The organism is Vibrio navarrensis (assembly GCF_015767675.1).
Taxonomy (GTDB): Bacteria; Pseudomonadota; Gammaproteobacteria; order Enterobacterales; family Vibrionaceae; genus Vibrio.
Genome location: NZ_CP065217.1, coordinates 1,012,851 through 1,038,636, shown reverse-complemented (window position 1 = coordinate 1,038,636; position 25,786 = coordinate 1,012,851). Strand labels below are relative to the sequence as shown.

The window sequence follows — 25,786 nt, the reverse complement described above, 5'->3', positions numbered from 1 at the left end:
ATGAAGAAAGCCTGCAATTTATGCGAACTTATTTTGCAAACATCACATTGGGTGGGGCCCCAGCCACATCCCGGCACACAAGTCATTCGCTGCGGCTGCTTCCTTCCGGACCTGACCGAGTTCACGAATTATTGTTGCGAGAGGACCAGAGCCCCGTCGATTCTGTTGTTGGGCTGCCGCCTAACGTGGGCACGATTATTAAGCATCGCCTGACGGATTGCAACCCCAATCTCGTAATTATCCCGACATGGCGGTTTGACCGCTTAACTCTTGCGCAAAATGGCATGATGTGACCTCATCACCTTTCAAGCGCAACAGATAAACAAGGGCTTAAGAGTACCCTATCTCTCGCTGCTGATGTTTGTTTTGGTACATATCCACATCCGCTAAGTGCAACGCCTGCTGCAAACTCATGTACTGTTTTCTGGTTCGTGAAATACCAACCGACGCCGTGACCACCAACGGCATACCGAGCAGATCGGTTTCAATCACAAACCGACTGAAACGTTGTAATGATTCGTTCACTTCGCTCTGCTTGATTTTACCAATCAGGATAAACTCATCCCCACCGACACGAAATGCTTTGCCCGACCATTGCTGGCGGATCTGCTGGCCAATCCTCTTCAACACCATATCTCCACTATGATGGCCATAAGTATCGTTGATCGGTTTGAATTGGTTGAGATCGATGTAAAGAACCGTCAAATCACTGGGTATGCCTTTGCCATATTTCTGCACCAGTGAGCGACGATTCCCCAGCCCGGTGAGGTTATCGGTATTCGACTGACGATAGAGATAAAAAGAGATGACCCCGACAAAGAGAAACAGCGCAGTAAACAGCGCCTGCGTACGCGACGCAAATAGCTGCTCCATCTCCAAAGAACTGCGCCAATTTGGGCGCAGATCGTAGCGCTCAGTGATGGCATCCAGATCGAGCATTTGAATCGCTTTTGAAAAATAGGGGGCGAGTTCTCGCCCACGGCCATTGTTGGCGAGACCAATCGATATTTTAGAATGGTGGAAAACACCGATCGCGTCGTCTTGTTCAATGGCTGGCATCGATTTAGTACGTAGCAAATAATTTAGTGTGGCGGTATCCATGGCGATGTAGTCGACTTCTCCACGGAGTAAAGCCTCGACCATCTGCTGGCGATCCCGATAGCGTACAAGTTCTTTAAGCGGCAACATCTGGCTAAGCAGAGCATCAAAGAAGTCGTCTTTGACCACGCCGATTTTCTCCGCGATCAGTTGAGAAACATGCGAATAGACCTTCTCCTTGTAGCCGATGCGTTTAACCATCACCGATTGGGGAGCATAGTGAGGGACGGTAAACTGGGCAATCTGTTCACGGGCGCTGGTATAAGTGAGCGGTGCAATCATATCCACTTCTTGCCTGGTAAACTCGCCCAACATGTTTCCCCACGTCTCATTGGCATGGCTGACTATTTGACAGTTGAGGGCCAAAATCTGACAGCTCTGCTGCACCACGTCAGCGGTAATGCCGTCAATGCGACCATCAGGATGATAAATCACGTAAGGGAAAATCGGCTCTAGTTTAATTGTAAGCGGCTGATTTAAATCGATACGAGTACTCGCAAGGGCGATCTGCAGTGCTCTTTTACGAATGGAAAATTGATAGTCGCTGATCTCATCGCGAATGCGCTTTTGTACCGCTTCGCTATGAATGTATTTGGCGAACGCCGCAAGCTCTTTCTCGTGTTGGCCTTTCGCACTGACAATCGACACTGGCTTAATCGAGATCTGGTCATTAAGTAGCTGCGCATCCAGACCTCGTAACAGCATCGGTTTTAGCTGATTGATGGCATCGACAACGCCGTCAACCGCTCCCGTTTCCAGCAATTGGAATGCCTGTTCATGGCCCTGATAGCTCACCTGCTTAATATGCGGATAATTGGCCGCAATCAGCTCGCTATAAATTGTCTCATCGGGTACTCCAACCACAGACACATCGTCCAAGGTACTTTCGTTAAACGAGTAGAGATAGGTGTATTCGATATTAGTGGGATAGGAATAATTAAACAGTTTGGCACGTTCAGGAGTGTAAGTGACGTTGGCAGCATAGTCGGTTTGCCCTATGGCGACGGAATGCAACACTTCGTCGAAGCTTGGTTGATGGACATAACGAACATCCAGTGAAAAATGCTCCGCTAAGGCATCAAACAAAATGCGCGTGACGACATCATCCGCTTCCGTGGCGACTGTGATTTCTTTGTTTTTTGCCAACGAGCTATGCGGAAGGCAAAACAACAGGCCAACCAGCAGCCAACAAATTTCCCTGACCATACTGACAACTTTTTCTGCTAATTATCTAGGAATAACTCAATAAGCCTGAGTGATTGATATGAAACATATACCAATTATTATAAATATGCATACGGTAAATTAGCATTCTTTAATATTGGTCACTTTTCTTGCCAAGCTTAATCTTGCTCTTCCATCTCTTCCGCCGCTTTGAGGATGTAGTCGGTCATCCAAGCGGTGCCAAGCAAACAGATCCAAACCACAAAGACAGAGTTAGGCACCTCAACGCTTGGCGTGACCACCAGAGCGGCGAACCCGACGGTTGGCAGGGTCCAACACAATAAGGTATTCCACGAGAAGCTTTTCAGTGTATTCAAACTTTCCATGCAGGCCATAATGCCAGTGATACACAGCGCGACTAAAACGGCGTTGGGCAGGTCTGCGACCCAAAGAGGGATCAGCAGCAGCAGCGGCCACCAGCTATGACGATTTGACGGTTTCCAATGACGTGCCGCCCACCAAATCACCATCACAGACAAAGTTTGCACGACCGTGACCCAGGGTGTGCCGCCGAGCTTTCCTGCCGATTGGGTTACCATAATGCCGACTTGTAAGGTGAGTACAATCATGCCGGAGGTCAACAGCACGCCAAGGCTGCTTTTTCGCGAGAAAACCACCATCAAAAGTGGAAACAGAATCCAGACACAGACGGACAAAGCAATCGGCTGCAAAGGTAGAGTCAGGCCGTAAGCCGTCATGGCCGCAAGTAGGATAAGGCCAAAGAAGCCGCCTTGAGGCAGAATCCATAACGCTGGGATTACCAACGCCAAAACTGGGATGTCCCCCGGATTCATACTGATGGCTCTGGCACACACCACCGCCAGCAAGCTAGTGATGACAAATTGAAGTACGGAAAATATCATAGCGCCTCCTTAAGACCCGTATCTGTACAACTCAGACTCAGCGTAACGATGGAAACTTTACGGTAAAAGGGTGTACGCTAAGCGGGCTCGTTTTCCAGAATGTCTGGCTTACCAATCCTTGGTAATCACGAACTAGGACAGTTTCAGTATGGACCAATTTTTGCCACAAATCTTTGCCGTGATTCACCAAATTCCATTCGGCAAGGTGACGACTTATGGAGAAGTTGCACGGATGGCTGGCTATCCCGGCTATGCACGCCATGTCGGCAAAGCGCTGAGTAACTTACCCGAAGGCAGCAAATTACCTTGGTTTCGGGTGATCAATAGCCAAGGGAAAATATCACTCAGCGGAGAGGATTTTGTGCGGCAAAGAGAAAAGCTCTTAGCCGAACAGATAGAGGTCAATCAAAGCGGGCGGATCAATCTGCGCAAATACAAATGGCAGCCATAACGGCTGCCATTCTCGAAAGCATGAGAAATCTTGAGGTTAACGTACACCGACCAGCATTAAATCAACGTGATGCGTTCTGCTGCCATCAGTCACAACTGGCGTGATGGTGTCGGTGGTAAATCGCAAACGTCCATTCACTTCAATGCGCGCACGAACATTGTAGGTGTGCTTGAAATCGATTTTCTTTGTATCGTAAGCCAAGTCAAATGATATTGGCACTTGTGCTCCATTGGTGATGACCTTGTATTTTGCGATCACTTTCGATGGCGCATCCGCGCGTGACACGTCTTCAAGTAGCACAATCACCGTCGTATCATCCGGCAACGCAATACGTTCACGATAACTGACCGTTCCTTTAATGGTTTTGATGCCCTGCTCCTGAACAATCGGCTCAGCACTTTGACAACCGACTAGAATAACGCCAACGAAAAATGACATTACGGCGTAAATAATTTTCTTCATAAAACAGATCTCATTGATAGTTCACCAAGGATTATAGGCTCGCGATTGGGATCTGTCTTGCACAACAGAACTTTACGCCTGATATTGACTAAGCTAAAAATAACGGTTTCACTGTCGCGTACCAATCAGAACCAACAACAACATGACACAGGTCACTCAAAGGAACGCCAAATTATGAGTAAACCCTTAAAAGAACTCCTAAGTTTACTGCAATTAGAAAAACTGGAAGAAGGTCTTTTCCGCGGGCAAAGTGAGAATCTCGGCCTTCCTCAAGTTTATGGTGGCCAGGTATTGGGTCAGGCACTGTCAGCGGCTCGCTATACTGTGTCGGAAGATCGAACGGTGCACTCCTTTCATAGCTATTTTCTCTATCCGGGCGATCCCGAGAAAGCGATCATTTATGATGTAGAAAACCTGCGCGATGGCCGAAGTTTCAGCACTCGACGCGTCAAAGCGGTGCAAAATGGCCGGCCGATTTTTTACCTCACTGCTTCTTATCACGGCGATGCGCCGGGGTTTGAACATCAAAATCAGATGCCCGATATTCCAGGGCCGGAGAATTTCGCCTCGGAGACAGAGCTCGCCAGCCATATTGCTGAGTTTCTCCCACAGAAACTGCGCAAAACATTCTGCGGCGAAAAGCCGATTGAAACCCGCCCTGTGACGGTGATTAACCCGCTCAAACCGCAAAAAGCTGAACCGAAACAGTGTCTGTGGATTCGCGCCAATGGCGACATGCCTGACAGCCAACTGATCCACCAGTATCTACTCGCTTACGCTTCCGATTGGGGATTTTTGGTCACCGCGCTACACCCGCATGGCGTATCTTTAATGACGCCCAATTTTCAGGTCGCCACCATCGATCACTCGATCTGGTTTCACCGTCCATTCAAGATGGATGAGTGGCTACTGTACGTGATAGAAAGTCCAACCGCTTCAAACACGCGCGGTTTGGTACGCGGTGAGATCTACAATCAGCAAGGGCACCTCGTCGCTACCGCCGTGCAGGAAGGAGTGATGCGTTTTACCCATAAATAGCGCTTAGAAAGTACGCGCGTGCTTTTGATACAGACAAATTTGGCGGCATTTATCAACAAAGAGGGAGCGCATTTGCGCTCTCTCTTTGTTGTTACAGCGAATAGCTCAGTGCCAGTCACTCACTGAACTCGACGCGCTTGCACCTCTTGCCTCAGCATTCTGCGTCTAGCTTCAACGCCGCGGGCAAACCAGTCATAAAATAGACATCGCCTTAAAAATCTCCTGACATTGACCCTCTACTCTTCGCCTGCAATTTAAAATCAACCCGAAAAGATGAAAACAGAGGACCGCCGATTGAAGCCAACATCTATCCTACCCCTATTAACCATACTGCTGAGCACGAGCGTTTTTGCCAAACCACTTCACCCTTTGGATGAAGAGTTCTTTTGGGTCTCCTCAAGCCTAGGCAGCAGTGAGCTGCAAAATGATGAGATAACGACAAACCTAGGTCTCAGCAGCGAGATACGAGGAGGTTATAAGTTTCGCAAATACTTTTCACCCTACTTCGGCTTCACCACCATCACCAATACGGATATTGATGACATTTATCTTGCGCAGTTTGGTTCACAACTGACTTTACCGATCAGTGACCAGTGGATTGGCGTGGTGACCTTAGGCTTTGAGAGTGCGATGGGCTCGGAGGTCTCTCACAAGCTCAACCCGAACTACAGCGCAGGCATAAATTATCAATTCACACCTCAGTTTGGGACGCATCTTTCTATCGACCTCAAGAAAGATGTTCCAACAGAAAGAGACGATAGCGATATTGTCAGTGTGAAACTTGGGGTCAATTATCGTTTCGGTCAAGGTTAAGCGTTGAAGTATGGAAAAGGCGCGCAGAGCCTTTCTGGGCGCTTCATCAAGTAAACGATTCAGCATCGGATGATCTGAAACAAACATGGGGACGTTAACTCGAAACGCCCGCTTTAATGCACATCGATTGGCAACGCAGTGGTGTATTTCAATGGTTCCATGGCAAAAGTCGAGGTGACATTGGAAATACCTGCCACACTGTTGACCAACTTTTTGTAAAACTCATCAAAACTTTTCATATCTTTGACCAACACTTTCATCATGTAGTCGTATTCCCCTGCCATACGGTAGAACTCCATCACCTCTGGAAACTCATTAACGGTTGAGACAAAACGGTCATACCAAGCATACGAGTGGTCACAGGTTTTCACTTGTACGAAGGCTATAAAGGAGAGATCCAACTTTTCTGCATTGAGAAGTGCGACTCGCTTTTCAATAAAACCTTCGTCTTCAAGGCGCTTCAAGCGTTTCCAGCACGGCGTGGTGGTTAAGTTCACCTTCTCGGCCAAATCATTGAGTGACAAAGTGCCGTCTTGCTGCAACAGAGCAAGCAAGGTGCGATCGGTTTTATCTAACATCTCGGATTCACCGTTTTAAGAGAAAAATTTTCTACAATATAGAGAAATCACCAGCGAGAAAGCAAAGCATTTCTCCGTATGAGTAGGTACTTTGTCACTATCGAACCCATTATGGAAAGCCAATATGTGTACTGATCACGACTGGATTAACAACGCCATCCGCAAGATTGAAGCGGACTATCAACGCTCAGCGGACACCCACCTGTTCAAACTCGACCTTCCTTCGTTGCAAGGCATTGATATTTATCTTAAAGATGAAAGTACCCATCCAACCGGTTCTCTAAAACACCGTTTGGCGCGCTCCCTGTTTCTCTACTCGATTTGTAACGGGTGGATTGGTCCGGAAACCACGGTGATTGAAGCTTCATCGGGCAGTACTGCGGTGTCTGAAGCCTATTTTGCGCGTCTACTTGGCCTGCCTTTTATCGCCGTGATGCCCAAATGCACTGCACGTAGAAAAATCGAGCAGATCGAGTTCTATGGTGGCCAAGCGCATCTTGTCGATCGCTCGGATCAAATTTACGCCGAATCACGCCGCCTAGCGCAAGAGCTGAACGGCCATTACATGGACCAATTTACCTATGCAGAGCGCGCTACCGACTGGCGCGGTAACAACAACATTGCCAATTCGATTTTCAGCCAAATGACGCTTGAAGAGCACCCTGAGCCCAGTTGGATCGTCATGAGCCCGGGCACTGGCGGCACCTCAGCCACCATCGGCCGCTTTATCCGCTATCAGAAATTAAACACCAAACTGTGCGTGGTAGACCCAGAAAATTCGGTTTTCTTTGATTACTACCAATCGCGAAACGCAGAAATAACACTGGATGCAGGCAGCAAAATAGAAGGGATCGGCCGCCCACGCGTCGAGCCAAGTTTTATTGCTGGCGTGGTCGATGAAATGCGCAAGATCCCCGATGCCGCTTCGGTGGCCAGTGCGCATTGGCTATCCAAGCTGATTGGTCGCAAGGTCGGCGCGTCCACGGGTACAAATCTGTATGGCGCATTGCAATTGGCGTGTGAAATGAAGCAGCGTGGTGAGCAGGGTTCGATTGTCACTCTTCTGTGCGACAGCGGTGAACGCTACCTCGACACCTACTACAACCCGCAGTGGGTCGAACACAATATCGGTGACATAACGCCGTATTTAGAACAACTGTCGATCATCGAACGTGATGGCTGCGTCGAGCCCCTTTGTTGCCCAGCGTGATTGCTAGTTAAGGAAGGCTGAAAAGAAACATGCCCGCACACTGGCGGGCATGTTTTTATGCTTTCTGCTGTTTCTTTTCGAAAGCAGCCAGTTGTTCTGCCGTGGCTGGCGGCTGGTGATTGGCTTTCCACTCATCGTAGCTCATGCCATACACCCTTTCTCTGGCATCATCGAGACTGATATCCAGTTCCAGCGCCTGCGCTTCTGCCAAGTACCACTTACTAAAACAGTTGCGGCAAAAACCGGCCAAAATCATCAAATCGATGTTTTGCACCTCTTTATTAACATCAAGATGAGCCAGTAAACGACGAAAGGCCGCTGCATCCAACTTATCTTGCTGCTCCTGCGTCAACTGCTGATATTTAAACTCTGCCACTTTACCTTCCTTTTGATCGTATCCAGCTTCGGTTGGTATCAACCGTGACTTACCCGTCCTTTGGTATCATGGCTGAGCGCTTTATTCAACTCGGCTTCGACATGACCGGGAGCTTCAGTGTGACGAGATAGCAAGCGATACATAGCTGGGATCACCAGCAGAGTCACTAGCGTGGCAAACGCCATACCAAAGAAGATCACTGTACCGACAGCAACGCGACTTTCATATCCCGCTCCATTGGACAAAATCAGTGGAATAGCGCCTGCCAGTGTGGTGAAGGCCGTCATCAAGATCGGGCGCAAACGTCTCGCCGCCGCGTCAACAATCGCTTTTTCGAACTCAAAGCCGCGATCACGCAACTGGTTGGCAAATTCGACGATCAAGATGCCGTTTTTCGTCACCATACCGATCAGCATAATCATACCGATCTGGCTATAGATGTTCAGTCCTTGACTCATCACTATCAGCCCGAGGAAACCACCAAACACCCCCATAGGAACGGTAAACATCACCACTAGCGGGTTAATGAAGCTCTCAAATTGCGCTGCCAGTACTAAGTAGGCAACCAATAACGCCAGCGCAAACACCAATACAATACTGGACTGATTCTCTTTGAAGTCTTTCGACTCACCGGAATAACTGACCGAAATATCGCCCGGCAACAACTTAATCGCTTGCTGATCCATAAACTCCAATGCTTGGCCTAGGGTTGCCCCGTCAGACAAGTTCGCCGTGACCGTAATGGCTTTCTGCTTGTTGTAGTGAGAGAGACGAATGGACGAGGCGATCTCCTCAATTTTCGTCACTGTATCAAGCGTAACCAGCTCGCCACTGCTTGTGCGTAGGTAGATCTGGCTGAGATCGGCGGCGTTATTAAAACGATTTTCATCACCACGCAGGTAAACATCGTACTCTTCGCCTCGGTCGACAAAGGTCGTCTCTTTTTTGCCGCCCAGCATAATTTCTAACGTGTCTGACACATCGGCAATCGAAATGCCCAGTTCAGCCGCACGCTTCTTGTCTACCGACACCACCAGCTCTGGGGTTTTCTCCGAATAGTTGATCTCTGCCCCTTCCATCATCGGTGACTCTTCGGCGAGATTTTTCAGTTTTTCCGCCCACACTTTCAGCTCGTCATAGTCTGAGCCACCAAGAACAAACTGCACTGGTTCGCTCGAACCTCCGCGGAAACCGGGCATAAACGGAAACACGCGCACATCCGGAATCCCCGCCAAGGCTTTGCGCACTTCGCCAAGTGCTTGCTGCGCCGTCACGTTACGCTCGTTCCAATCATCCAAAATCATGATAACGAAACCGGTTTGGTCGCCAGCTTGTCCGCCAAACGCGGGCGATTGAATGCTGAATGACTTCAAGAAGCCCTGCCCAAGTAACGGCATTAAACGCTGTTCGACCAAATCCATGTTAGCCGCCATGCGGTTGTAGCTGGTTGCATCCGCGCCGCGTACAAAGGCAAAAATCACACCGCGATCTTCTTGTGGTGTTAATTGCGCCGGCACTTGATTCATTAAGCTGTAGCTGCCCCCTACGCAAGCGAGAATAATGACGGGAGCCAGCCAGCGCCACGCCAAAGCTTTTTTCAGCACGGCGCGATAAGCGGTTTCCAGTTTGGCGAAGAGAAAATCGACCAAATCATTGAATCGATTTTTCTTCACGTTGGCTTTGAGCATTTTGCTGCCCAGTACTGGCGTTAAGGTCAAGGCGATCAAAGACGAGAAGATCACCGACATCGCCAATAACACTGAAAACTCGGTAAACAGCAAGCCGACCATACCATCCATAAAGGAGATAGGCAGAAAGACCATCACCAGCACCAAAGTCGTGGCGATAACCGCAAAACCGACTTCGCGAGTACCTTTATAGGCTGCCAACAGTGGCGGCTCACCTTGCTCAATGTGGTGGAAAATATTTTCCACTACCACAATGGCATCATCGACCACCAGACCAATCGACAAAATCAGCGCCATCAAGGTAATGAGGTTGATCGAGAAGCCGAAGTAGTAGGCGGCAATAAATGAAGAAATCAGTGACACCGGTACCGTCACCGCCGGGATCAGCGTTGCTCTCACCTGACCGATGAAAATATACAGCACCAAAATTACTAAGCCACCCGTGATAAAAAGAGTGCTGTAGACTTCAGAAATGGAACGTTCAATAAACACCGTTGAGTCATAATCAATCGCTAAACGGGTGCCTTCGGGCAGAAACTTCTGTACTTTCTCCACTTCTTCATGGACACGTTTGGCCACTTCCAGCGGGTTGGCATCCGATTGCGGTACAATCCCCATGCTGACGTTGACTACGCCGTCACTCTTGAACGTCGAGTTTTCGTTCTCGGCGCCAATGAAAACATCCGCCACATCTTTCAGATAGATCGGCGTATTGTCGCTGGCCCGTTTGACCACCAAGTATTGGAAATCTTCCACGGTTTTGTAGCTGCGCGCTGTCCTGACCGACATCACCGTCTGATCGTTTCGCACCACACCGCCCGGACTTTCGAGGTTTTCACTGCGCAACGCCGAAGTGATATCGGTAGCGGTGACACTGCGCCCCGCCATCAACTCCGGTTGCAATTTGACGTACATCACCTTGTACAAACCGCCAGAAACATCCACCGAGCTGACACCAGTGATCAAGCTAAAACGGTCCATCAACACGCGCTCAATGTAATCGGTGAGCTGAGTGCGATCCATTTCTGATGAGCTTAAATTGATGTAGACTGACGCCTCACCGCTACCGTTGTTTTTATAGACAATCGGATCATCGGCTTCTTCCGGCAGAGCACGCTGCGCGCGGGCTACCGCGTCTCGCACATCACTGATCCCCGTGTTGAGGTCGTAACCCAGTTCAAAGGTGATGGTGATACGCGAAGAGCTATTGCGCGTGGTAGAAGATATTTCGTCAATCCCACTGATGCCAGAAAGTTGATCTTCCAGCACCGAGGTGATTTGACTTTCAATGATGGTGGCCGATGCCCCTTCATAACGGGTACTGATCGACACAACCGGACTCTCGATATCGGGCATTTCCCGCACTGAGAGCTTAGTAAAAGAGACAAAGCCAAACACGCACAGCAGCAAACTCAGTACCAGCGCTGCTACCGGTCTCTTGACCGACACATCAGACAACAGCATGGTTAGCTATCCTTCTTGGTTTCTGGCTGAGCGCTGTTGGCACTACCAACAAGCTCTTTGACCAACACGCCATCGCGCATATTGACGATGCCTTGCACCACAATTTTGTCGCCTATATTGACGCCCGATTCGATCACAACTTGGTTTTCAACCCGAGCTCCAAGCCGTACCTCAGTTCGGCGCGCTTTGTTATGTTCATCAATCACGTAGACGTAGCGTTTTGTGCCAGAGTACTCCAATGCCTGCACTGGAATAATCGGCGCTTCGATGGCAGGGAAAGCTAAGGCCGCATTGAGCAACATGCCCGGCTTAAGCTTGTTCTCTGGATTGGCAAATTGGATACGAACGCGCAGGTTGAGCGTCTCGGCATTGATGCGTGAATCGATGCCGACGATCTTTCCTTGGAATGTCTCATTTTTCCATGCATTAGAGCTGGCCGTCACTGCCATTCCCAGCGAAATCTGTGACAAATAACGTTCTGGGATGTGTAGATCGAGCTGCATCAGCGAAAGATCGTCTAATGTCAGTAATTCCGTTCCAGCGCTGACCAGCTTCCCTCGGCTAAAATTGATAAAACCGACAGTGCCCGCAAACGGCGCCGAGATATGCAAATCGTTCAAACTCGCCTTTGCTGCTGCCAAACGGGCTTCGGCAATCTCAACACTCGCTTTTTGTGCGTCTATCTCGGTTTGGGTGATGGCATTGCGTTTTACCAAACGCTCGTACTCTTTCAGTTTACGCTGCTCATCCTTCAAATAAGCGTTCGCTTCTGTTTGCGCCGCCAGTACCTTGCCATCTTCCAACTTAATCAATAACTGCCCTTGGCGCACGTTTTGGTTCGCTTTCACCTGAATCGACTCCACTTTTCCGGAGACTTCAGAGGCGATCACCACCGACTGTACCGCCTCAAGCTTACCAACCAAAGAGAGCGACTGGTTTATCTGGTGAGTTTGAACCTGTTCTGCAACCACCGTCACTGCGGTTGGCCCTTTAGGTGCAGCGCTTGCCAGCGACGAGTGTCCTGACAAAGTGAGCACCAACATAGAAATTAGAATGCGCTTATTCATAGTCCATCAATCAAAGAATGTAAGTTGGAGAGTTTTGCTCAATTCATCTGAATACGTTTTATTTGACGGGAACCGCCAAGCAGAGCAAAAGTATTTGAGTTTGTTAGTTTATCAGCTCAAAACTCAGGTAACGTCAAGTTGTGTAAATTATCGCAAACCTTATACGCACGATAGCGACCATTCAGATCAAATGGCGACTTAACACTCAAAATGAATACTTTCTGGCAACTTTGCCCAAAAAGGAAGCATTCAAACCAAAAACGCCAGAAAAAGGCTTTACAGTCACAAATGGTTTGTTATGATGCGCTCCGCACTTGAGCGATGCGTTGGGAAAACGTCGCTTAAACTTTTCAGTTAGTGAAAAGAAAAACACCCTGGAGGGGTTCCCGAGTGGCCAAAGGGAGCAGACTGTAAATCTGCCGGCTCCGCCTTCGATGGTTCGAATCCGTCCCCCTCCACCATATTCTTTCTTGTGATTTTGTCATGAGAAAACACTTGGAAAGCCGTGTTGGGAAAACACTTTCTAAGTATAAAAATCCCTGGAGGGGTTCCCGAGTGGCCAAAGGGAGCAGACTGTAAATCTGCCGGCTCCGCCTTCGATGGTTCGAATCCGTCCCCCTCCACCATATTGTTTCTTGTGATCTTGTCATGAGAAAGCACTTGGAAAGTCGTGTTGGGAAAACACTTTCTAAGTATAAAAATCCCTGGAGGGGTTCCCGAGTGGCCAAAGGGAGCAGACTGTAAATCTGCCGGCTCCGCCTTCGATGGTTCGAATCCGTCCCCCTCCACCATATTGTTTCTTGTGATCTTGTCATAAGAAAGCACTTGGAAAGCCGTGTTGGGAAAACACTTTCTAAGTATAAAAACCCTCTGGAGGGGTTCCCGAGTGGCCAAAGGGAGCAGACTGTAAATCTGCCGGCTCCGCCTTCGATGGTTCGAATCCGTCCCCCTCCACCATACACAAGAAGCCAGCTCATTGAGCTGGCTTTTTTGTTTTGCTTCTGGACTTGATCATCGTATTAACGATGCTTATCAAAACGTCAACGGCTTGATAGCCAAATAAAATTACCGCAATAAAAAATCCCGCTCACCTTGATGAGCGGGATTTTAGTAAGACTAAATTGGAAGGGGTTGTTTTTATCCCTGAATACCGACAATCAGCCAAGGCGCGTTGTCTTGGGTTAGGTCACGCTCTAAGTGCCAAATGTCCTCGATATCTTCTTCAATGCCTTCAACCGCGTCACGATAGCGACCACTGAATTGCAAGCTCAACTGCGCTTTAGTGTCGTCGTACTCGGCACGAACGATCTGTGCATCGACATACATCACTTCCGTATGCTGCTCACCAGCGAGCTTTTCACGCTCTGCTTTCAGATCGGCAAACAGTGTTGGCGAAACGTACTCTTCAATCGTATCCAACTGATTATGGTTCCAAGCACCTTGCAGTGTTCGGTAATGCTCACGCGCACCATTGACAAATGCGACTTGGTCAAACCCTGGTGGGTAGTTGTGCGGCACATCAGATTGATTGGCAAAACCAAAACTGCCATTGGATGAAGAACCCGCTGTTTGTTCAAAGTTATGTACATTGGCTTGTTCAAACTTAGGCGCTTGACCACCAAATGCAGGCTGTTGACGATGCTGATTCATACTGCCCTGCTTGGCGGCAAGCAAGCTACGCATCAGTTTAAAGATGATAAAGGCAATCAGGCCGATAATCAGGATATCCATAAACTGAATGCCTTCAAACGCACCACCGAAGAAAGCCGCCAGCAAGCCACCTGCTAACAATCCCCCTAGGATTCCGCCCATGAGACCTTTCTTCGAACCCTGTTTCGCACCCTGATCTTTGCCGATGGTGTTGGTATCCTGCTGCTGTTGTTTTGGTGCAGGTGCGGTTTTGTAGCTCTTTCCGAGCGATTTACCGCCACCAAACTTTTTCGCTTCTGCAATCGGCATTACCGCGACAGAGACGATGAGCAGGGCAACAATCGATAATAAACGTTTCATCTTTATCCTTTTGTTATCTTATTGAAACAAATTCCAATCCTCGGGAAGGCCAAGTCATGGCGCGCTAACAAGAGAATTGGTCACTTGGAATCATACAAGTATCTTAGTTGCTTTTAAATGCTGGCGAGAATTGGACTTGTATCAGAATATTGCTACAGAGAACGATTTACACCGCGATGAATTATTGACGGGTATATCAGACACGTCTAAAATATCGAACGTTGTTCAATTTGTAGTAGCAGAAAATGGCCCGTAGAAACGATCACACCAGAGAAGAACTGGTTGCCTTAACCCTTCAAACCGTTAAAGATTTCCTCAGCGAAAATTCCTATCACGAACTCAGTTTACGTAAATTGGCAAACATGATTGGTTATGTGCCCAGTACTTTGGTCAATGTTTTTGGCAACTACAATTTGCTCTTGCTCCATGCCATTGCTCAGACCTTGGATGAGCTGTCTAACGAAGCCATGACCGCCATGCAAAATTCTCCGGACAGTAAGCAAGCGCTGTTTAATCTCGCCTATTGCTACCATGATTTCGCCCAACGTAACCCATACCGGTGGCAACTGATTTTCGAACACAACATGAACGGCGCTGAACTACCAGAGTGGCAAGCGAAGCGAATCGATCACATGACAGGCATGCTGGAATCTTTACTCATCCAGATAAGCCCTGAGCATAATCCCTCTGAAGTATTGCAAGCCAGCCGAGTGCTTTGGTCCGGAGTGCATGGTATTACACTCTTAAGCGTCGACGACAAGTTTTTTTCAGCCGAACCGGTAGATGGCAAACAGCTGATTAACAATCTATTGTCTAATTATCTTGCCAACTGGTAACCACAAGGCTTAATCATGTCCCGCAATCGACAACCTTCGCTGTTAACACAACGAAAGTTTTTGCCTTATTTTGTCACACAATTCTTCGGCGCTTTTAACGACAATATCTTTAAGAATGTTTTGTTGCTGTTTGTTGCTTTTGCGGGCACAGGTGCGCTACCAATTTCAAGCAATCTATTTATCAATTTAGCGGCAGGACTTTTTATTCTGCCTTTTTTCCTATTTTCCGCCTCCGCCGGTGTGTTGGCCGATAAATACGAAAAGTCGTGGTTTATCCGCAAAGTTAAATTATTTGAAATTGCCATCATGCTGCTTGGTGCAATTGGCTTTATTACCGAAAGCTACGGCGTTTTGCTGCTTTTACTCTTTTTGATGGGCACCCAATCGGCATTTTTTGGGCCAGTCAAATACGCGTTATTGCCGCAACAATTAACGACTAAAGAGCTGTTGCCGGGCAACGCACTGGTTGAAGCGGGCACTTTTATCGCCATTTTGCTCGGTACGCTTGGCGCAGGCATTATTGCCTCTGCTGAACAGGCAAAATACATTGCTGCGCTGAGTGTGGTGATCTTCGCTCTGTTTGGCTACCTTTCGAGTCGCGCGATTCCGATGGCTGCGGCCAGCGCGCCCAATATTAAATTTCGCTGGCAACCTTATCGCCAGACCAAGCACACACTCTCTATTAGTAAAGCGGATCCGGTCATTTTTAAGGCCACACTGGCGATCAGTTGGTTCTGGTTTTTAGGCGCAGCCTATCTGACTCAGTTCCCTAATTTTACCCAGCACTATCTCAATGGCAGCGAGAGCGCAGTCTCATTTCTTTTGGCACTCTTTTCTGTCGGCATTGCGCTCGGCTCTCTCTTGTGTAACACACTGTCCAAACAACGTATCGATGTGGGCATTGTACCGATTGGTGCCATCGGCATGACCATTTTCGGTTACCAAATGGCCACCGCCATTCAAGAGGGTTTACCACAGTTCCAAACCTTCGCTGAATTCATTGGCTTTGAACCACTTTGGCCTCTGTTTTTTCATCTGTTGATGATTGGCGCTTGTGGCGGACTGTTTATTGTGCCGTTGTACGCACTGATGCAACATCGAGCTAAAGAGAGCGAGCGGGCGCAGGTGATCGCCGGGCTGAACATCATCAACTCCTTGTTTATGGTCGCCAGTGCCATTCTCGGCATTATTTGCCTGAGTGTGATTGAGATGAGCATTCCGTCGCTGTTTGCTCTGCTAGCGTTACTCAACTTACTCGTGGCAGCATACCTGTTCTTGTCCGCACCTATGTTTGTCGTCCGTTTTTTGGTTTGGCTGCTGACCCACACTCTCTATCGCGTCAAACACAAAAATCTGCACCACTTGCCAGAACAAGGCGGAATGCTCATCGTGTGCAACCACGTCAGCTATATGGACGCGTTACTGCTCAGTGCGGTCTGCCCGAGATTGATCCGGTTTGTGATGGAAGAAGAGTACGCCTCTTTGCCGCTCTTGAATCGCTTTTTGCGCACCGCAGGAGTAATCCCCATTTCCGCCTCTAACCGCAGTTCAATACGCCGCGCGTTTAATGACGTAGAACAAGCGTTGAACGAAGGCCATATTGTGTGCATCTTCCCTGAAGGACGGCTCACCCCTGATGGAGAGATTCAGCCCTTTATGCGCGGTATTGACCTCATCTTACGCCGCAGCCCAGTTCCGGTGATGCCGATGGCGATCAAAGGGTTGTGGGGCAGCTTTTTCAGTCGTGCTCGTGGCAGAGCATGTAAAGGCTTACCACAGCGTTTTTGGTCTCGCTTGGAGATAGAAGCCGGCGCACCTGTGCCACCCAATGACGCCTCAGCGTCACGGATGCAAGAGAAAGTGCAGGCACTGCGAGGCGATTGGAAATAACCGCAAGTGTTCAGATTAGATGAACACTTGTTCAATTCATTAAAACTTGCTGATCGTAGCGTTACGCTATACTGTCGCCCCGATCCTTGATTACGCTGATTCTCTTGAAAAAAAACTTGCTTGTTTTTGGCCTTGCACTGTTTTGCTGCCTTACGCCATTTGTCTCCTCGCCGATGGCACTGGTGATCGGCTTTCTCCTCGCAAGCTGTGGCTACGTACCCTCGCATCTCCCCATCTCGACTTACACCAAAAAGCTCCTCGCTTACTCGATTATTGGCCTCGGTTTTGGCATTCATTTCGAGCAAGCATTAGCCGTCACTGCCGATGGTATCGGGTTAATTGTTGCCACCATTTTTGGCACGCTGAGCTTAGGTTGGTTAATAGCCAAGATGATCAGACTAGAAAGCACTACCGCTTATCTGATCTCGACAGGTACGGCGATTTGCGGTGGCAGCGCTATTGCCGCCGTGGCGCCTGCGATTAAAGCGAAAGACGATCAGATCGCTCTCGCCCTAGCGACCGTATTCGTGCTCAACTCTCTGGCGCTGTTCCTGTTTCCGGTGATTGGTCACGCGCTCGATTTAGATCAACAGACATTTGGCACTTGGGCGGCGATTGCCATTCACGACACCTCTTCCGTCGTTGGTGCCGCTTCGGCTTATGGAGAGCAAGCACTCACCACGGCAACAACGTTAAAATTGGCGAGAGCGCTCTGGATAGTACCGATTGCGCTTCTCAGCGCTTGGTTATTTCAGCGCAAAGGCGACAACCAAGCAAAACGCGTCGTTATCCCCTATTTTATTTTGTGGTACTGCGCGGCAATTGGCATCAGCGATACCCTGCCGCAATTTGACTGGATCTATCAAGGTATCTTTGCCGTAGCGAAACAGGCATTGGTTGTGTGTCTATTTTTGATTGGGTGCAGTATTTCAGTGGAAAAACTCAAAAGAGCGGGCGCAAAACCGCTGCTGTTTGGCGTTGGTTTGTGGCTGGTGATATCGAGCACATCACTCGGTTGGCTGCTGCTCCGTTAGCTCTCCGTCGATTGAGTGATGCCATTATTGCCAAGCGTTTGCTGGCGATGCAGCACAAACAGCGCCGACAAAATGAGGAAGGCCGTTAATTCCGCTAGGGAGCGATAGAGCCCTTCGTTACTGAGCGCGACGCCGATTTGCAACAGTACGACGCCGAATAGAATTCGCTTAGCCATAACCTTATACCTTTATCATCTTCAAATCCCAGATGATTATGATTCACAGTTATAACTAAGCGAAATTCCCTTTGCGACTAAATCATTCCTAAATTGACTAATTCGCCAAACGACCCTCTGCGAGTCTTTGCTCCAACCACTGTTTGATCTCATGGCGCGCTGGTTTAATCGCGCCACTTTGTAGTGAGACGGGCCATAGATAATAAGCGACTGGCCACTTGAATTTTTCGAGCTTACCCATTAAGTGCGCATCGTAGGTTGGCTTGGCGAAGAGTGCCGTGGTTTGTAACACCGCGACAGGGCGATGGCCAAACTCGGCGTCGGCAATCGGTACCGCGATCGCAGCGGCGATCTCAGCGTGCTGACACAGCGCACTTTCAATCTCTTCGCAATGGATGTTTTCTCCGCCGGAGATAAACAAGTTGTCCGCTCGGCCGACGATCCGCAGCTCCTCATCCTGCCATTCACCAAGATCTTTGCTGTCAAACCAGCCTTGCTCATCGGTAAGAGGCGTTAATCCACCTTGATAGTAGTAGCCTTGCGCCAAGGTTTGTCCGGCAATATAAATCCGCCCATCAACCAATTTCACTTGGCGATTTTTCAGCACATGCCCAGCATTGCTCATACCATCGATTGCCTTGGCCGTAACGGTTGAAGCCGCTTCAGTCATGCCATAGCCGAGCCAAGTTTCAATCCCTTGCTGTTGCGCTCGGGTTGCAAGCGAATGCTCAACATGGCTGCCCCCCAGAAGGACATGCGTGAGCGATAGACTGGCATCAGCATCCAGCAAGCGCTTAAGCTGCGTTGCCACCAGAGAAGCGTGCGTGACCGACAATATGTCGTCGGCAAGTGCACCCTGGCCTATTTTCAGCGTCGCGCCAGCCAGCAACCAACGATAAACAATGGCGACGCCAGCAACGTGGTAGAGCGGCAGAGAGAGCAGCCAGCAATCTTGCGAGGTGAAGGGGAACTCTTGCAGTAAACCCTGCGCAGAAGCAAAGTGCTGTGCATGAGTGTGCGCCAGCGCTTTGGCCGCGCCAGTCGAGCCCGAGGTAAAAAGCACGCTTGCCAAGCGAGAGGAATGATACGCCATCGGCTCCGTGTCAGATGCAGCCATGTGCAGCAGTTGCGGATGAAAACGTGGCAGTTGAGCCCAATCTTGCTGAACGTCGACCTCTGGGCAATCGCCAAAAGCCGTGCAATAGATAAAACGGCGCTGCTCAGGGCGATAAAGAGCGTTGAGTTTTGCTGTCAGCACCTTCGCTGGAGCAGGCATAACAAACGCCACCAAAGCGCCTAACTGCTGCGCGGCTAAACAGAGCAAGACACTTTCCGGACGATTTTTGCCAATCAGCGTCACCACCTCGTCGCTTGTAACGCCTTGTTCTGCTAAGAATCCAGCGTAGCTATCCACCACTTGGGCTAATTGCTGCCAAGTGAGTGAGCAAGCAGGCAGCTTCAGCGCCTGCGAAAAAGGGGTTGTTTGCGCCCAATGGCGCCACATCGGCAGTGCCGCAGGCACTGTGATGTTGTTCATGACTGCCAAACCAAGTTCTGCTCAGACAAAGGAGTCACTGGCAGTTCACAACTCGGCCACGCCATTTGCAACTGTGCTTTAAACAGGCCAATGGTATCTAATCCCGGGGTGACATTCGGCAGTTTCCAGTGGGACAACCGAGCCAACTGGCTCAAACCTAAGCTCGATTCAAGGCTTGAACTGATAACCGCTTTGATACCAAGCGCCTGAGCACGCTCGATCAACCCGATACAGCGTTGCACAGAGCCAATCAAGGTCGGTTTGATGACGATCGCTTTCACGCCCGTTAAATCTTCCAGACGAAAATCGTCTCGCTTCACCGCTTCTTGCAAAGTCTCATCCCACGCAATGGCGATACCGGTGTTAATGGCAAACGACAAACTGTCGCCCGGCTTTTGACACGGTTCTTCAATGAAAACGATGCGCTGACGTAGAGAGGGGGTAACATATTGGGCAAATTTGTTGGCTTTTTCTGGCGTCCAAGCACGGTTGGCGTCCAGACGCAGCGTGAGATCTGGGATGCTTTCCAAAAACAGATTGACCAGCATGCCGTCACGGATCGGCTCATACAAACCGACTTTGACTTTTGCTACCTTGTCTCCTGGCATGGCACTCAAAATAGGCAGCAGTTCGTCAGGATCGCCAGTACATAAGGGCGCAGCAAGGTAATTCCCCTCGACAGGTAGCGCTCCCGAAAGCTCCAACAGCGCCATCGACAGACCAAACGCGACCGAAGGATACAAAGCATCAAACTCTAACGCTTGCCCGGCTAGCCAAAGTTCAAGCTGGGCTTGCGCCTGAATGCCCGCCTCTTCTACCGACTCGAGACTAAAACCGGGTAAAGGGGCGATTTCACCGTAGCTTCGTTGCCCATTCTGGTTTAGCTCAACAACATAGCCGACTCGCTCTGTCAGCTTTTCATCTCTTAAAATCACACCGCTGTCCATCGGCAGCGTATAACGAAAAAGTTTGGCTGATTTCATGATTATTCCTTGATCTCTTAACGCCCGTTGCTCTTTGTTGCACCACAAAGAGCAGAAAAGTGCGGCCACAACGCAACCAGTCACTGCGCTGCAGCCGATAAAGCGAGGCGATTAAGGATTGCGCGGGAACTTATTGAAATCAGGTCGACGCTTCTCGTTAAAAGCGTTACGTCCTTCCTGACCTTCATCGGTCATGTAGAACATCATGGTGGCGTTACCCGCTAACTCTTGAAGCCCCGCTTGGCCATCGCAATCGGCGTTGAGGGCCGCTTTCAGACAGCGCAGAGCCATTGGGCTATGTTGCAGCACTTCGCGGCACCAGCGCACCGTCTCTTTTTCCAATTCTTCAACAGGGACAACGGTATTCACTAGGCCCATGTCCAACGCTTCTTGCGCGTTATAGAAGCGGCACAAGAACCAAATCTCACGCGCTTTTTTCTGACCGACGATGCGCGCCATGTAGGAAGCGCCCCACCCTCCGTCAAATGAGCCAACTTTAGGGCCAGTTTGACCAAATTGCGCGTTGTCAGCGGCAATGGTTAAGTCACACATCATATGAAGCACGTGACCACCACCGACCGCCCAACCTGCGACAGACGCAATAACGGGTTTCGGACAAGTGCGAATATCACGTTGGAAATCAAGCACATTTAGGTGGTGAACTCCGGAGTCATCTTTATAGCCGCCGTAATCGCCGCGAATCTTTTGGTCACCGCCAGAACAGAACGCGTCTTCACCTAGACCGGTCAAAATAATCACACCGACGTTAGAGTCATAGCGAGCATCTGCAAGCGCTTGGATCATCTCTTTAACGGTTTGCGGGCGAAATGCATTACGCACTTGAGGACGCGCGATGGTGATTTTAGCAATGCCATCTTCCGACTTGTGATAGTGAATATCTTCATAGCCTGCGCTGCAGTCGTTCCAACTGACTGGGGCGTAGAGTTCTGCTTCGGTGATGCCTACGGTTTTAGCCATGGTGATTCCCATTGTTTTCGTTGTGGTTATCGTTGATAAACCGATTGAATAAATGCGCGGACCGTTTTCGCGAACGCCATAGGCTGTTCCTGATGAACGTTGTGGCCCGCCTGACTGATTGGCGTACAAGGCAAACCGCTTTGCAACGCCAATGTGCTAAATTTCGTGTCTTTTGCACCGCATACATAATGCACTGGCAGCGAAAGAGCCTGGATATCGGCTAGCAAGTTCGCTTGCTTGCCAAGAGAAGTCGATAACAGCATATCTGCAACGGCAGCGCCAAGATTAGCACTACGTTTTGTTATCAGAGTTTGTCTTTGCTCATGGTTTAGTGAGGAAAATACCGGCTGTTGATACCAATCGGACAATACCTGCTCAATGGGTTCGCGGCGAAAGCGATTTGCCCAGCGCGTATCCGCTCGTAGCCGCTCTTCTCGCTCTGAGACGCAAGCAAGGCCAAAATGGCCACCTTCCAAAATGACCCCTTGCAGATTCAGTTGGGCAAACAGTCGACTCACCAGACTTTGCATCACAATGCGCGCACCAAGCGAATATCCGAGCAAAATCAGGGGCGTGCCGGGCTTAATCATTGATTGCATTTGCTGCGCGACAAACTCGCCGCATGCGAGGGCATCTTGGCAACGCACGGCTTGGTGAACGCCATGGCCGGGCAAGTCGATAGCGACGTGCTCAAACTCAGTGAGGCAACCTTGCAGCGCCGCCCAATCGGCGCTGCTGCCAAGCAAGCCATGTAAATAGACCAAGGTGGGCGCGGTCACACTAGAGCTCGGCAACGGCACGGCAAAGAGCCTTAACATCGTTGCTGGCTTCAAGTGGCGCGGTTTTCACTTCCACTAGCAAGGTGCCTTGGCCAGAGGCCAAATGCTGCTTAATCATTTGCCCGCATTGCGCCATGTTTTGTGGCCGAGCATAGGCCAAAGCAAACTGGCGGGCAGCGAACTCAAAACCAAAGCCGTGCGGCATTTGATACAAACTTTGCCTTTGCTGCGCGGGAACAGGCAAGAGATCAAAAATCGCTCCGCCATCATTATTCACCACCACCAGCACCGCGGGGAGTGGATTGTGGGCAAACAGCGCTAAGGAGTTGAGATCATACAGCGCAGAAGTGTCACCCAAAATCATCAAAAGCGGCTGTTGCTGCGCGCGCTGCACACCCGCTGCGGTGGCAAACAGGCCATCAATACCCGACGCGCCGCGATTGGTAAACACAGCCCGGCCATCTAACCGAGCCACCATATCCGCTAAGCGCACAAATAAACTGTTGCCCAGAAAAAGCGTTGTACTCGTTGCCCATTGCCCAAGTTGGCAGGCAAGAGAGAGCTCACTGATTGGCTGGTTGGCAATTTTTTCGGCGACCCATTGGCTGCGCTGTGAGTACCATTTCAGCTCGTCTGCCCAGCCCGAATGCGGCGAGTCTCCTTGCCATTCACTCAGTGCTTGGCACTGCCACTGCTGCGCGCTGGCGACAAAGTGTCTCTGCGGGAGATGTGCAGGGTTGTTTCGCTCCAACTGAGGAAAGACATACCAATAGTTGCATTGACTCGAGATCTGCGTTGGTAGCCACTGATTCCAGCGCTTTGACACCAGACGACTGCCAAACTGAACCACCAACTCCGCCTGCGCAAGTTGCGCAGAGGCTTTGGGGTTTTGTAGCCAGAGGTCATACCCTGCCCATTCAGAGCTCACGCCACTTTGCACATCACACAGCACTGGCCAGCCAAGCCGCTTGGCGAAGACCAACGCCGCTTGTGCATCGGCCAGAGGCAAACTGCCAATCACCACCAGCCCTTTTTTCTGCCACCACGCCTCACCAATGGGCAAGTTGTTGTGCAGATGAAGTGATTGCGCGCTATAAACTTGTTCACTGCGCAACCACGAGGCAATCGATGCGAGATACTCGGCGTAGAGCGCTTTGTTGCCATCAGAATACAGTGGTTCAGGGAAAGGACAATTGATGTGCACCGCGTGCCCGGCGGCCGCTTGACGGTGCATGACTTGATCAACCGAAGTCAGCAGCCAAGGCAGACCAATCGAGGTGGTAGGGCTAGGCAAATCCAGCTCGGCGCAAACATGGGGAGCGAAAATGCCTACTTGGCGAATCGCTTGATTGGCGCCACAATCCACCAGCTCGACAGGCCGATCGGCCGTAAGCAGCACCAGTTTCTCCCCGGTTAGGCCCGCTTCTGCCACCGCTGGCAGCAAATTGGCGACGGCGGTTCCCGAAGTGACAATGATCGCTACTGGCTTACCACTGGCTTTGGCTAAGCCGAGAGCCAAATAGCCCAATCCACGTTCATCAAAATGGGTGTGCAAATGGAGATTCGGGTTGGCGTCGGCTTCTAAGGTCAACGGCGTCGAGCGAGAGCCCGGAGCTACGCACACCTGTTGCACACCAAAACGGCGCAGTTCTTCCAGCAGAACTTGGCACCAAACCCGATTTAATAACGCTTGGTCGTGTTTCATGAAGCAACACCCAGCGGTGGGTACTCTGCGATGAGCGACAATAAGGTGGACATTTTCTTGTCCAACTCGGCCCATTCGTGCTCAGCAATCGAACCGGGGACAATACCTGCGCCCGCAAACAGTTGTAACTCGTCATCGACAATCAATGCACTACGAATAGCGACACAGAACTCCGCTTTATCGTGGCTCAAATAGCCGACCGAACCGGCATACCAGCCGCGAGAAAATGGTTCATTGTCGAGAATAAACTGCATCGATGCCTGACGAGGCAATCCAGCCACCGCCGCCGTCGGTTGCAGCGCCGAGAGAAGCTGTACGCCATTGACCCCCTCTTTGAGACGCGCGTGAATATCACGCTTTAAATGCTGCACTTTGCGCAAACGAACCAAACGCGGATCCGCTTCCACTTGCACCGTCTCGGCATGTGGTGTCAAACGCTCGACTATATCATCCACCACATATTGGTTTTCGTTGAGGTTTTTAGCATCTTGCGCCAGCCAATTGGCTAGTTCGAGATCGTGCGTGGCATTAACGCCGCGGCCAATCGTCCCAGCTAACGCTTCGGTATGCAGTTCTCTATCGTGTCTGAGATAGAGCCGCTCTGGCGTTGAGCCGATGAAACTGTGTTTTCTATCTAGGCTTAACATGAAATGAAAACTGTGGTGATTGTGCTGAGCACTGGCTTTAAGCAGCTGCGAGGCGCACAGTGGCGTATCAAGCTGCACGCTGGTTTTACGCGCCAGCACCACTTTCTTAAAAGCATTTTGCTCAATGCCATGCAGCACCTTATCTACCAAACTCTGCCACTGATCCTGACTTGGCAAATGATCGATGTGGCAAATGTGCGCAGCCAGCGGCGCCAGTAGCGAAATGTCGCACACCAGCTTGCGTAAACTTGCCAGTAAGCGGGAACGCTCAGCGCCCAAATTGACCGCAAGGGAAAGCTTGCCATCTTGTTGAAGTAGTTCGATCTGTGGCAAAAAGAAAAATGAGGACATGCAGCGACGATTTTTCTCACTCAGTCCATCAAATGAACGCCCTCCCCAAACCCGCTGCCCAGGGGCCAAAATTGCGTAAGCAGGTGCTGGCTCGGTAAACGTATGCAGTTGGCCAAGCGCCACCACCTGTTCGCGGCCATCACGAGAATGCCAATAGAATTTAGGGAAAATAGGCTGCGCTTCAAGCCAATCAATTAAGGTGAATTTCAGCGCGGTGTCGATGGGCTCAATCAGACGGCTCTCGTCCTCTCCAGCATTTTTGACTCGTTCAATCAGTTGGCCAATGGCTTGATGAAAATACGACAAATCTACCTCGAACATTAGAGGATAAAGAAATACTGTCGCTACTCTATTGATAGACCCTGATCAAATCAAGGTTGTAGGACATCTTTTACCAGATCCTGTGATAACAGGCGCTCATTCGTTCGCGCTCTTTCAAACACACAAAGTGCGTATTACAGAAACTTTAGGGTTAATTGCACTTTGCTGTAGATTTTTATCCTAAAGAATGTCAAGTTAGTGTGCTTT

22 protein-coding genes, 4 tRNA genes and 1 other RNA gene are annotated in these 25,786 nt (G+C 49.9%); 11 read left to right on the top strand and 16 right to left on the bottom strand.

Features of this window, described 5'->3' with window-relative positions; genetic code table 11:
- Positions 1-54 precede the first annotated feature (54 nt).
- The 3 genes from ffs to I3X05_RS04760 all read right to left on the bottom strand — a co-directional run bounded on the left by ffs (position 55) and on the right by I3X05_RS04760 (position 3,185).
- Positions 55-151, bottom strand: an RNA gene (ffs, locus tag I3X05_RS04770) — signal recognition particle sRNA small type.
- Between the two features lie 179 nt (positions 152-330).
- Positions 331-2,304, bottom strand: a complete 1,974-nt coding sequence (locus I3X05_RS04765; protein WP_045570930.1) for a GGDEF domain-containing protein — start codon at positions 2,302-2,304, stop codon at positions 331-333.
- 137 nt (positions 2,305-2,441) lie between these two features.
- Positions 2,442-3,185 (bottom strand): hypothetical protein, encoded by a 744-nt coding sequence (locus I3X05_RS04760; RefSeq protein ID WP_039433796.1) that lies wholly within the window; start codon positions 3,183-3,185, stop codon positions 2,442-2,444.
- 148 nt (positions 3,186-3,333) lie between these two features.
- Between I3X05_RS04760 and I3X05_RS04755 the strand changes: the two genes are divergently transcribed.
- Positions 3,334-3,636 (top strand): DNA base-flipping protein, encoded by a 303-nt coding sequence (locus tag I3X05_RS04755; protein WP_045570931.1) that lies wholly within the window; start codon positions 3,334-3,336, stop codon positions 3,634-3,636.
- 36 nt (positions 3,637-3,672) lie between these two features.
- Here the strand turns inward: I3X05_RS04755 and I3X05_RS04750 are convergent, their stop codons facing one another.
- Positions 3,673-4,098 carry a YbaY family lipoprotein gene (locus tag I3X05_RS04750; RefSeq protein WP_045570932.1) on the bottom strand — a complete coding sequence of 142 codons (426 nt, stop codon included), beginning with the start codon at positions 4,096-4,098 and terminating at the stop codon, positions 3,673-3,675.
- A 174-nt stretch (positions 4,099-4,272) separates the two neighbouring features.
- On the opposite strand from I3X05_RS04750, the gene tesB reads away from it, so the two are divergent.
- Both tesB and I3X05_RS04740 read left to right on the top strand, forming a co-directional pair.
- Positions 4,273-5,136, top strand: coding sequence for an acyl-CoA thioesterase II (gene tesB / locus I3X05_RS04745; protein WP_193186416.1), 864 nt, complete (start codon positions 4,273-4,275; stop codon positions 5,134-5,136).
- A gap of 294 nt (positions 5,137-5,430) precedes the next feature.
- Positions 5,431-5,949, top strand: coding sequence for an outer membrane protein (locus I3X05_RS04740; RefSeq protein ID WP_193167264.1), 519 nt, complete (start codon positions 5,431-5,433; stop codon positions 5,947-5,949).
- Positions 5,950-6,062: 113 nt separating this feature from the next.
- Here I3X05_RS04740 and I3X05_RS04735 read toward each other — a convergent pair whose 3' ends face one another.
- A complete protein-coding gene (locus I3X05_RS04735) occupies positions 6,063-6,527 on the bottom strand; it encodes an Lrp/AsnC family transcriptional regulator (RefSeq protein ID WP_193167265.1) in 465 nt (154 codons plus the stop codon).
- 124 nt (positions 6,528-6,651) lie between these two features.
- Here I3X05_RS04735 and I3X05_RS04730 point away from each other — a divergent pair, with 124 nt between their 5' ends.
- The gene (locus I3X05_RS04730) at positions 6,652-7,737 is read left to right on the top strand and encodes a PLP-dependent cysteine synthase family protein (RefSeq protein WP_193167266.1); all 1,086 of its coding nucleotides are present in this window, start codon (positions 6,652-6,654) and stop codon (positions 7,735-7,737) included.
- A gap of 55 nt (positions 7,738-7,792) precedes the next feature.
- On the opposite strand, the gene I3X05_RS04725 is transcribed toward I3X05_RS04730, so the two are convergent.
- The 3 genes from I3X05_RS04725 to I3X05_RS04715 are packed head-to-tail and all read right to left on the bottom strand — an operon-like array spanning position 7,793 to position 12,332.
- Positions 7,793-8,113: a DUF1244 domain-containing protein gene (locus tag I3X05_RS04725; RefSeq protein WP_193167267.1), complete on the bottom strand. Its 321-nt coding sequence runs from the start codon at positions 8,111-8,113 to the stop codon at positions 7,793-7,795.
- 38 nt (positions 8,114-8,151) lie between these two features.
- Positions 8,152-11,265 carry a vibriobactin export RND transporter permease subunit VexH gene (gene vexH / locus I3X05_RS04720; protein ID WP_337970979.1) on the bottom strand — a complete coding sequence of 1,038 codons (3,114 nt, stop codon included), beginning with the start codon at positions 11,263-11,265 and terminating at the stop codon, positions 8,152-8,154.
- Positions 11,266-11,267: 2 nt separating this feature from the next.
- On the bottom strand, positions 11,268-12,332 hold the full coding sequence (locus I3X05_RS04715) for an efflux RND transporter periplasmic adaptor subunit (RefSeq protein WP_045570935.1): 1,065 nt from the start codon (positions 12,330-12,332) through the stop codon (positions 11,268-11,270).
- Positions 12,333-12,708: 376 nt separating this feature from the next.
- Here I3X05_RS04715 and I3X05_RS04710 point away from each other — a divergent pair.
- The 4 genes from I3X05_RS04710 (at position 12,709) to I3X05_RS04695 (ending at position 13,289) form a co-directional block, all read left to right on the top strand.
- Positions 12,709-12,793 (top strand) — tRNA-Tyr (locus I3X05_RS04710).
- Positions 12,794-12,873: 80 nt separating this feature from the next.
- Positions 12,874-12,958 (top strand) — tRNA-Tyr (locus I3X05_RS04705).
- A gap of 80 nt (positions 12,959-13,038) precedes the next feature.
- A tRNA-Tyr gene (locus tag I3X05_RS04700) sits at positions 13,039-13,123 on the top strand.
- Positions 13,124-13,204: 81 nt separating this feature from the next.
- Positions 13,205-13,289 (top strand) — tRNA-Tyr (locus I3X05_RS04695).
- Between the two features lie 180 nt (positions 13,290-13,469).
- On the opposite strand, the gene I3X05_RS04690 is transcribed toward I3X05_RS04695, so the two are convergent.
- Positions 13,470-14,342 (bottom strand): Tim44 domain-containing protein, encoded by an 873-nt coding sequence (locus I3X05_RS04690; protein WP_045570936.1) that lies wholly within the window; start codon positions 14,340-14,342, stop codon positions 13,470-13,472.
- Positions 14,343-14,587: 245 nt separating this feature from the next.
- On the opposite strand from I3X05_RS04690, the gene I3X05_RS04685 reads away from it, so the two are divergent.
- The 3 genes from I3X05_RS04685 (at position 14,588) to I3X05_RS04675 (ending at position 18,102) form a co-directional block, all read left to right on the top strand.
- A complete protein-coding gene (locus I3X05_RS04685) occupies positions 14,588-15,178 on the top strand; it encodes a TetR/AcrR family transcriptional regulator (RefSeq protein WP_039464453.1) in 591 nt (196 codons plus the stop codon).
- Positions 15,179-15,193: 15 nt separating this feature from the next.
- Positions 15,194-17,068: an MFS transporter gene (locus I3X05_RS04680; protein ID WP_045570937.1), complete on the top strand. Its 1,875-nt coding sequence runs from the start codon at positions 15,194-15,196 to the stop codon at positions 17,066-17,068.
- A 173-nt stretch (positions 17,069-17,241) separates the two neighbouring features.
- Positions 17,242-18,102: a YeiH family protein gene (locus tag I3X05_RS04675; protein WP_139046362.1), complete on the top strand. Its 861-nt coding sequence runs from the start codon at positions 17,242-17,244 to the stop codon at positions 18,100-18,102.
- Here I3X05_RS04675 and I3X05_RS04670 read toward each other — a convergent pair.
- The 7 genes from I3X05_RS04670 to I3X05_RS04640 all read right to left on the bottom strand — a co-directional run bounded on the left by I3X05_RS04670 (position 18,099) and on the right by I3X05_RS04640 (position 25,579).
- Positions 18,099-18,278, bottom strand: coding sequence for a hypothetical protein (locus I3X05_RS04670; protein ID WP_045570938.1), 180 nt, complete (start codon positions 18,276-18,278; stop codon positions 18,099-18,101). The genes I3X05_RS04675 and I3X05_RS04670 overlap by 4 nt on opposite strands.
- Before the next feature lie 97 nt (positions 18,279-18,375).
- Positions 18,376-19,815: an o-succinylbenzoate--CoA ligase gene (gene menE, locus I3X05_RS04665; protein WP_337970978.1), complete on the bottom strand. Its 1,440-nt coding sequence runs from the start codon at positions 19,813-19,815 to the stop codon at positions 18,376-18,378.
- Positions 19,812-20,798 (bottom strand): o-succinylbenzoate synthase, encoded by a 987-nt coding sequence (gene menC / locus I3X05_RS04660; protein WP_045570940.1) that lies wholly within the window; start codon positions 20,796-20,798, stop codon positions 19,812-19,814. Before menC ends, menE begins: the two co-directional genes overlap by 4 nt.
- A 111-nt stretch (positions 20,799-20,909) precedes the next feature.
- Complete coding sequence (menB, locus tag I3X05_RS04655; RefSeq protein ID WP_045570941.1) at positions 20,910-21,776, bottom strand: 1,4-dihydroxy-2-naphthoyl-CoA synthase; 867 nt, start codon at positions 21,774-21,776, stop codon at positions 20,910-20,912.
- Positions 21,777-21,802: 26 nt separating this feature from the next.
- Positions 21,803-22,594 (bottom strand): 2-succinyl-6-hydroxy-2,4-cyclohexadiene-1-carboxylate synthase, encoded by a 792-nt coding sequence (gene menH, locus I3X05_RS04650; RefSeq protein ID WP_045570942.1) that lies wholly within the window; start codon positions 22,592-22,594, stop codon positions 21,803-21,805.
- Positions 22,557-24,260, bottom strand: a complete 1,704-nt coding sequence (gene menD, locus I3X05_RS04645; protein ID WP_045570943.1) for a 2-succinyl-5-enolpyruvyl-6-hydroxy-3-cyclohexene-1-carboxylic-acid synthase — start codon at positions 24,258-24,260, stop codon at positions 22,557-22,559. The genes menH and menD overlap by 38 nt, the downstream gene beginning before the upstream one ends.
- On the bottom strand, positions 24,257-25,579 hold the full coding sequence (locus I3X05_RS04640; RefSeq protein ID WP_045570944.1) for an isochorismate synthase: 1,323 nt from the start codon (positions 25,577-25,579) through the stop codon (positions 24,257-24,259). The genes menD and I3X05_RS04640 overlap by 4 nt, the downstream gene beginning before the upstream one ends.
- Positions 25,580-25,786 lie beyond the last annotated feature (207 nt).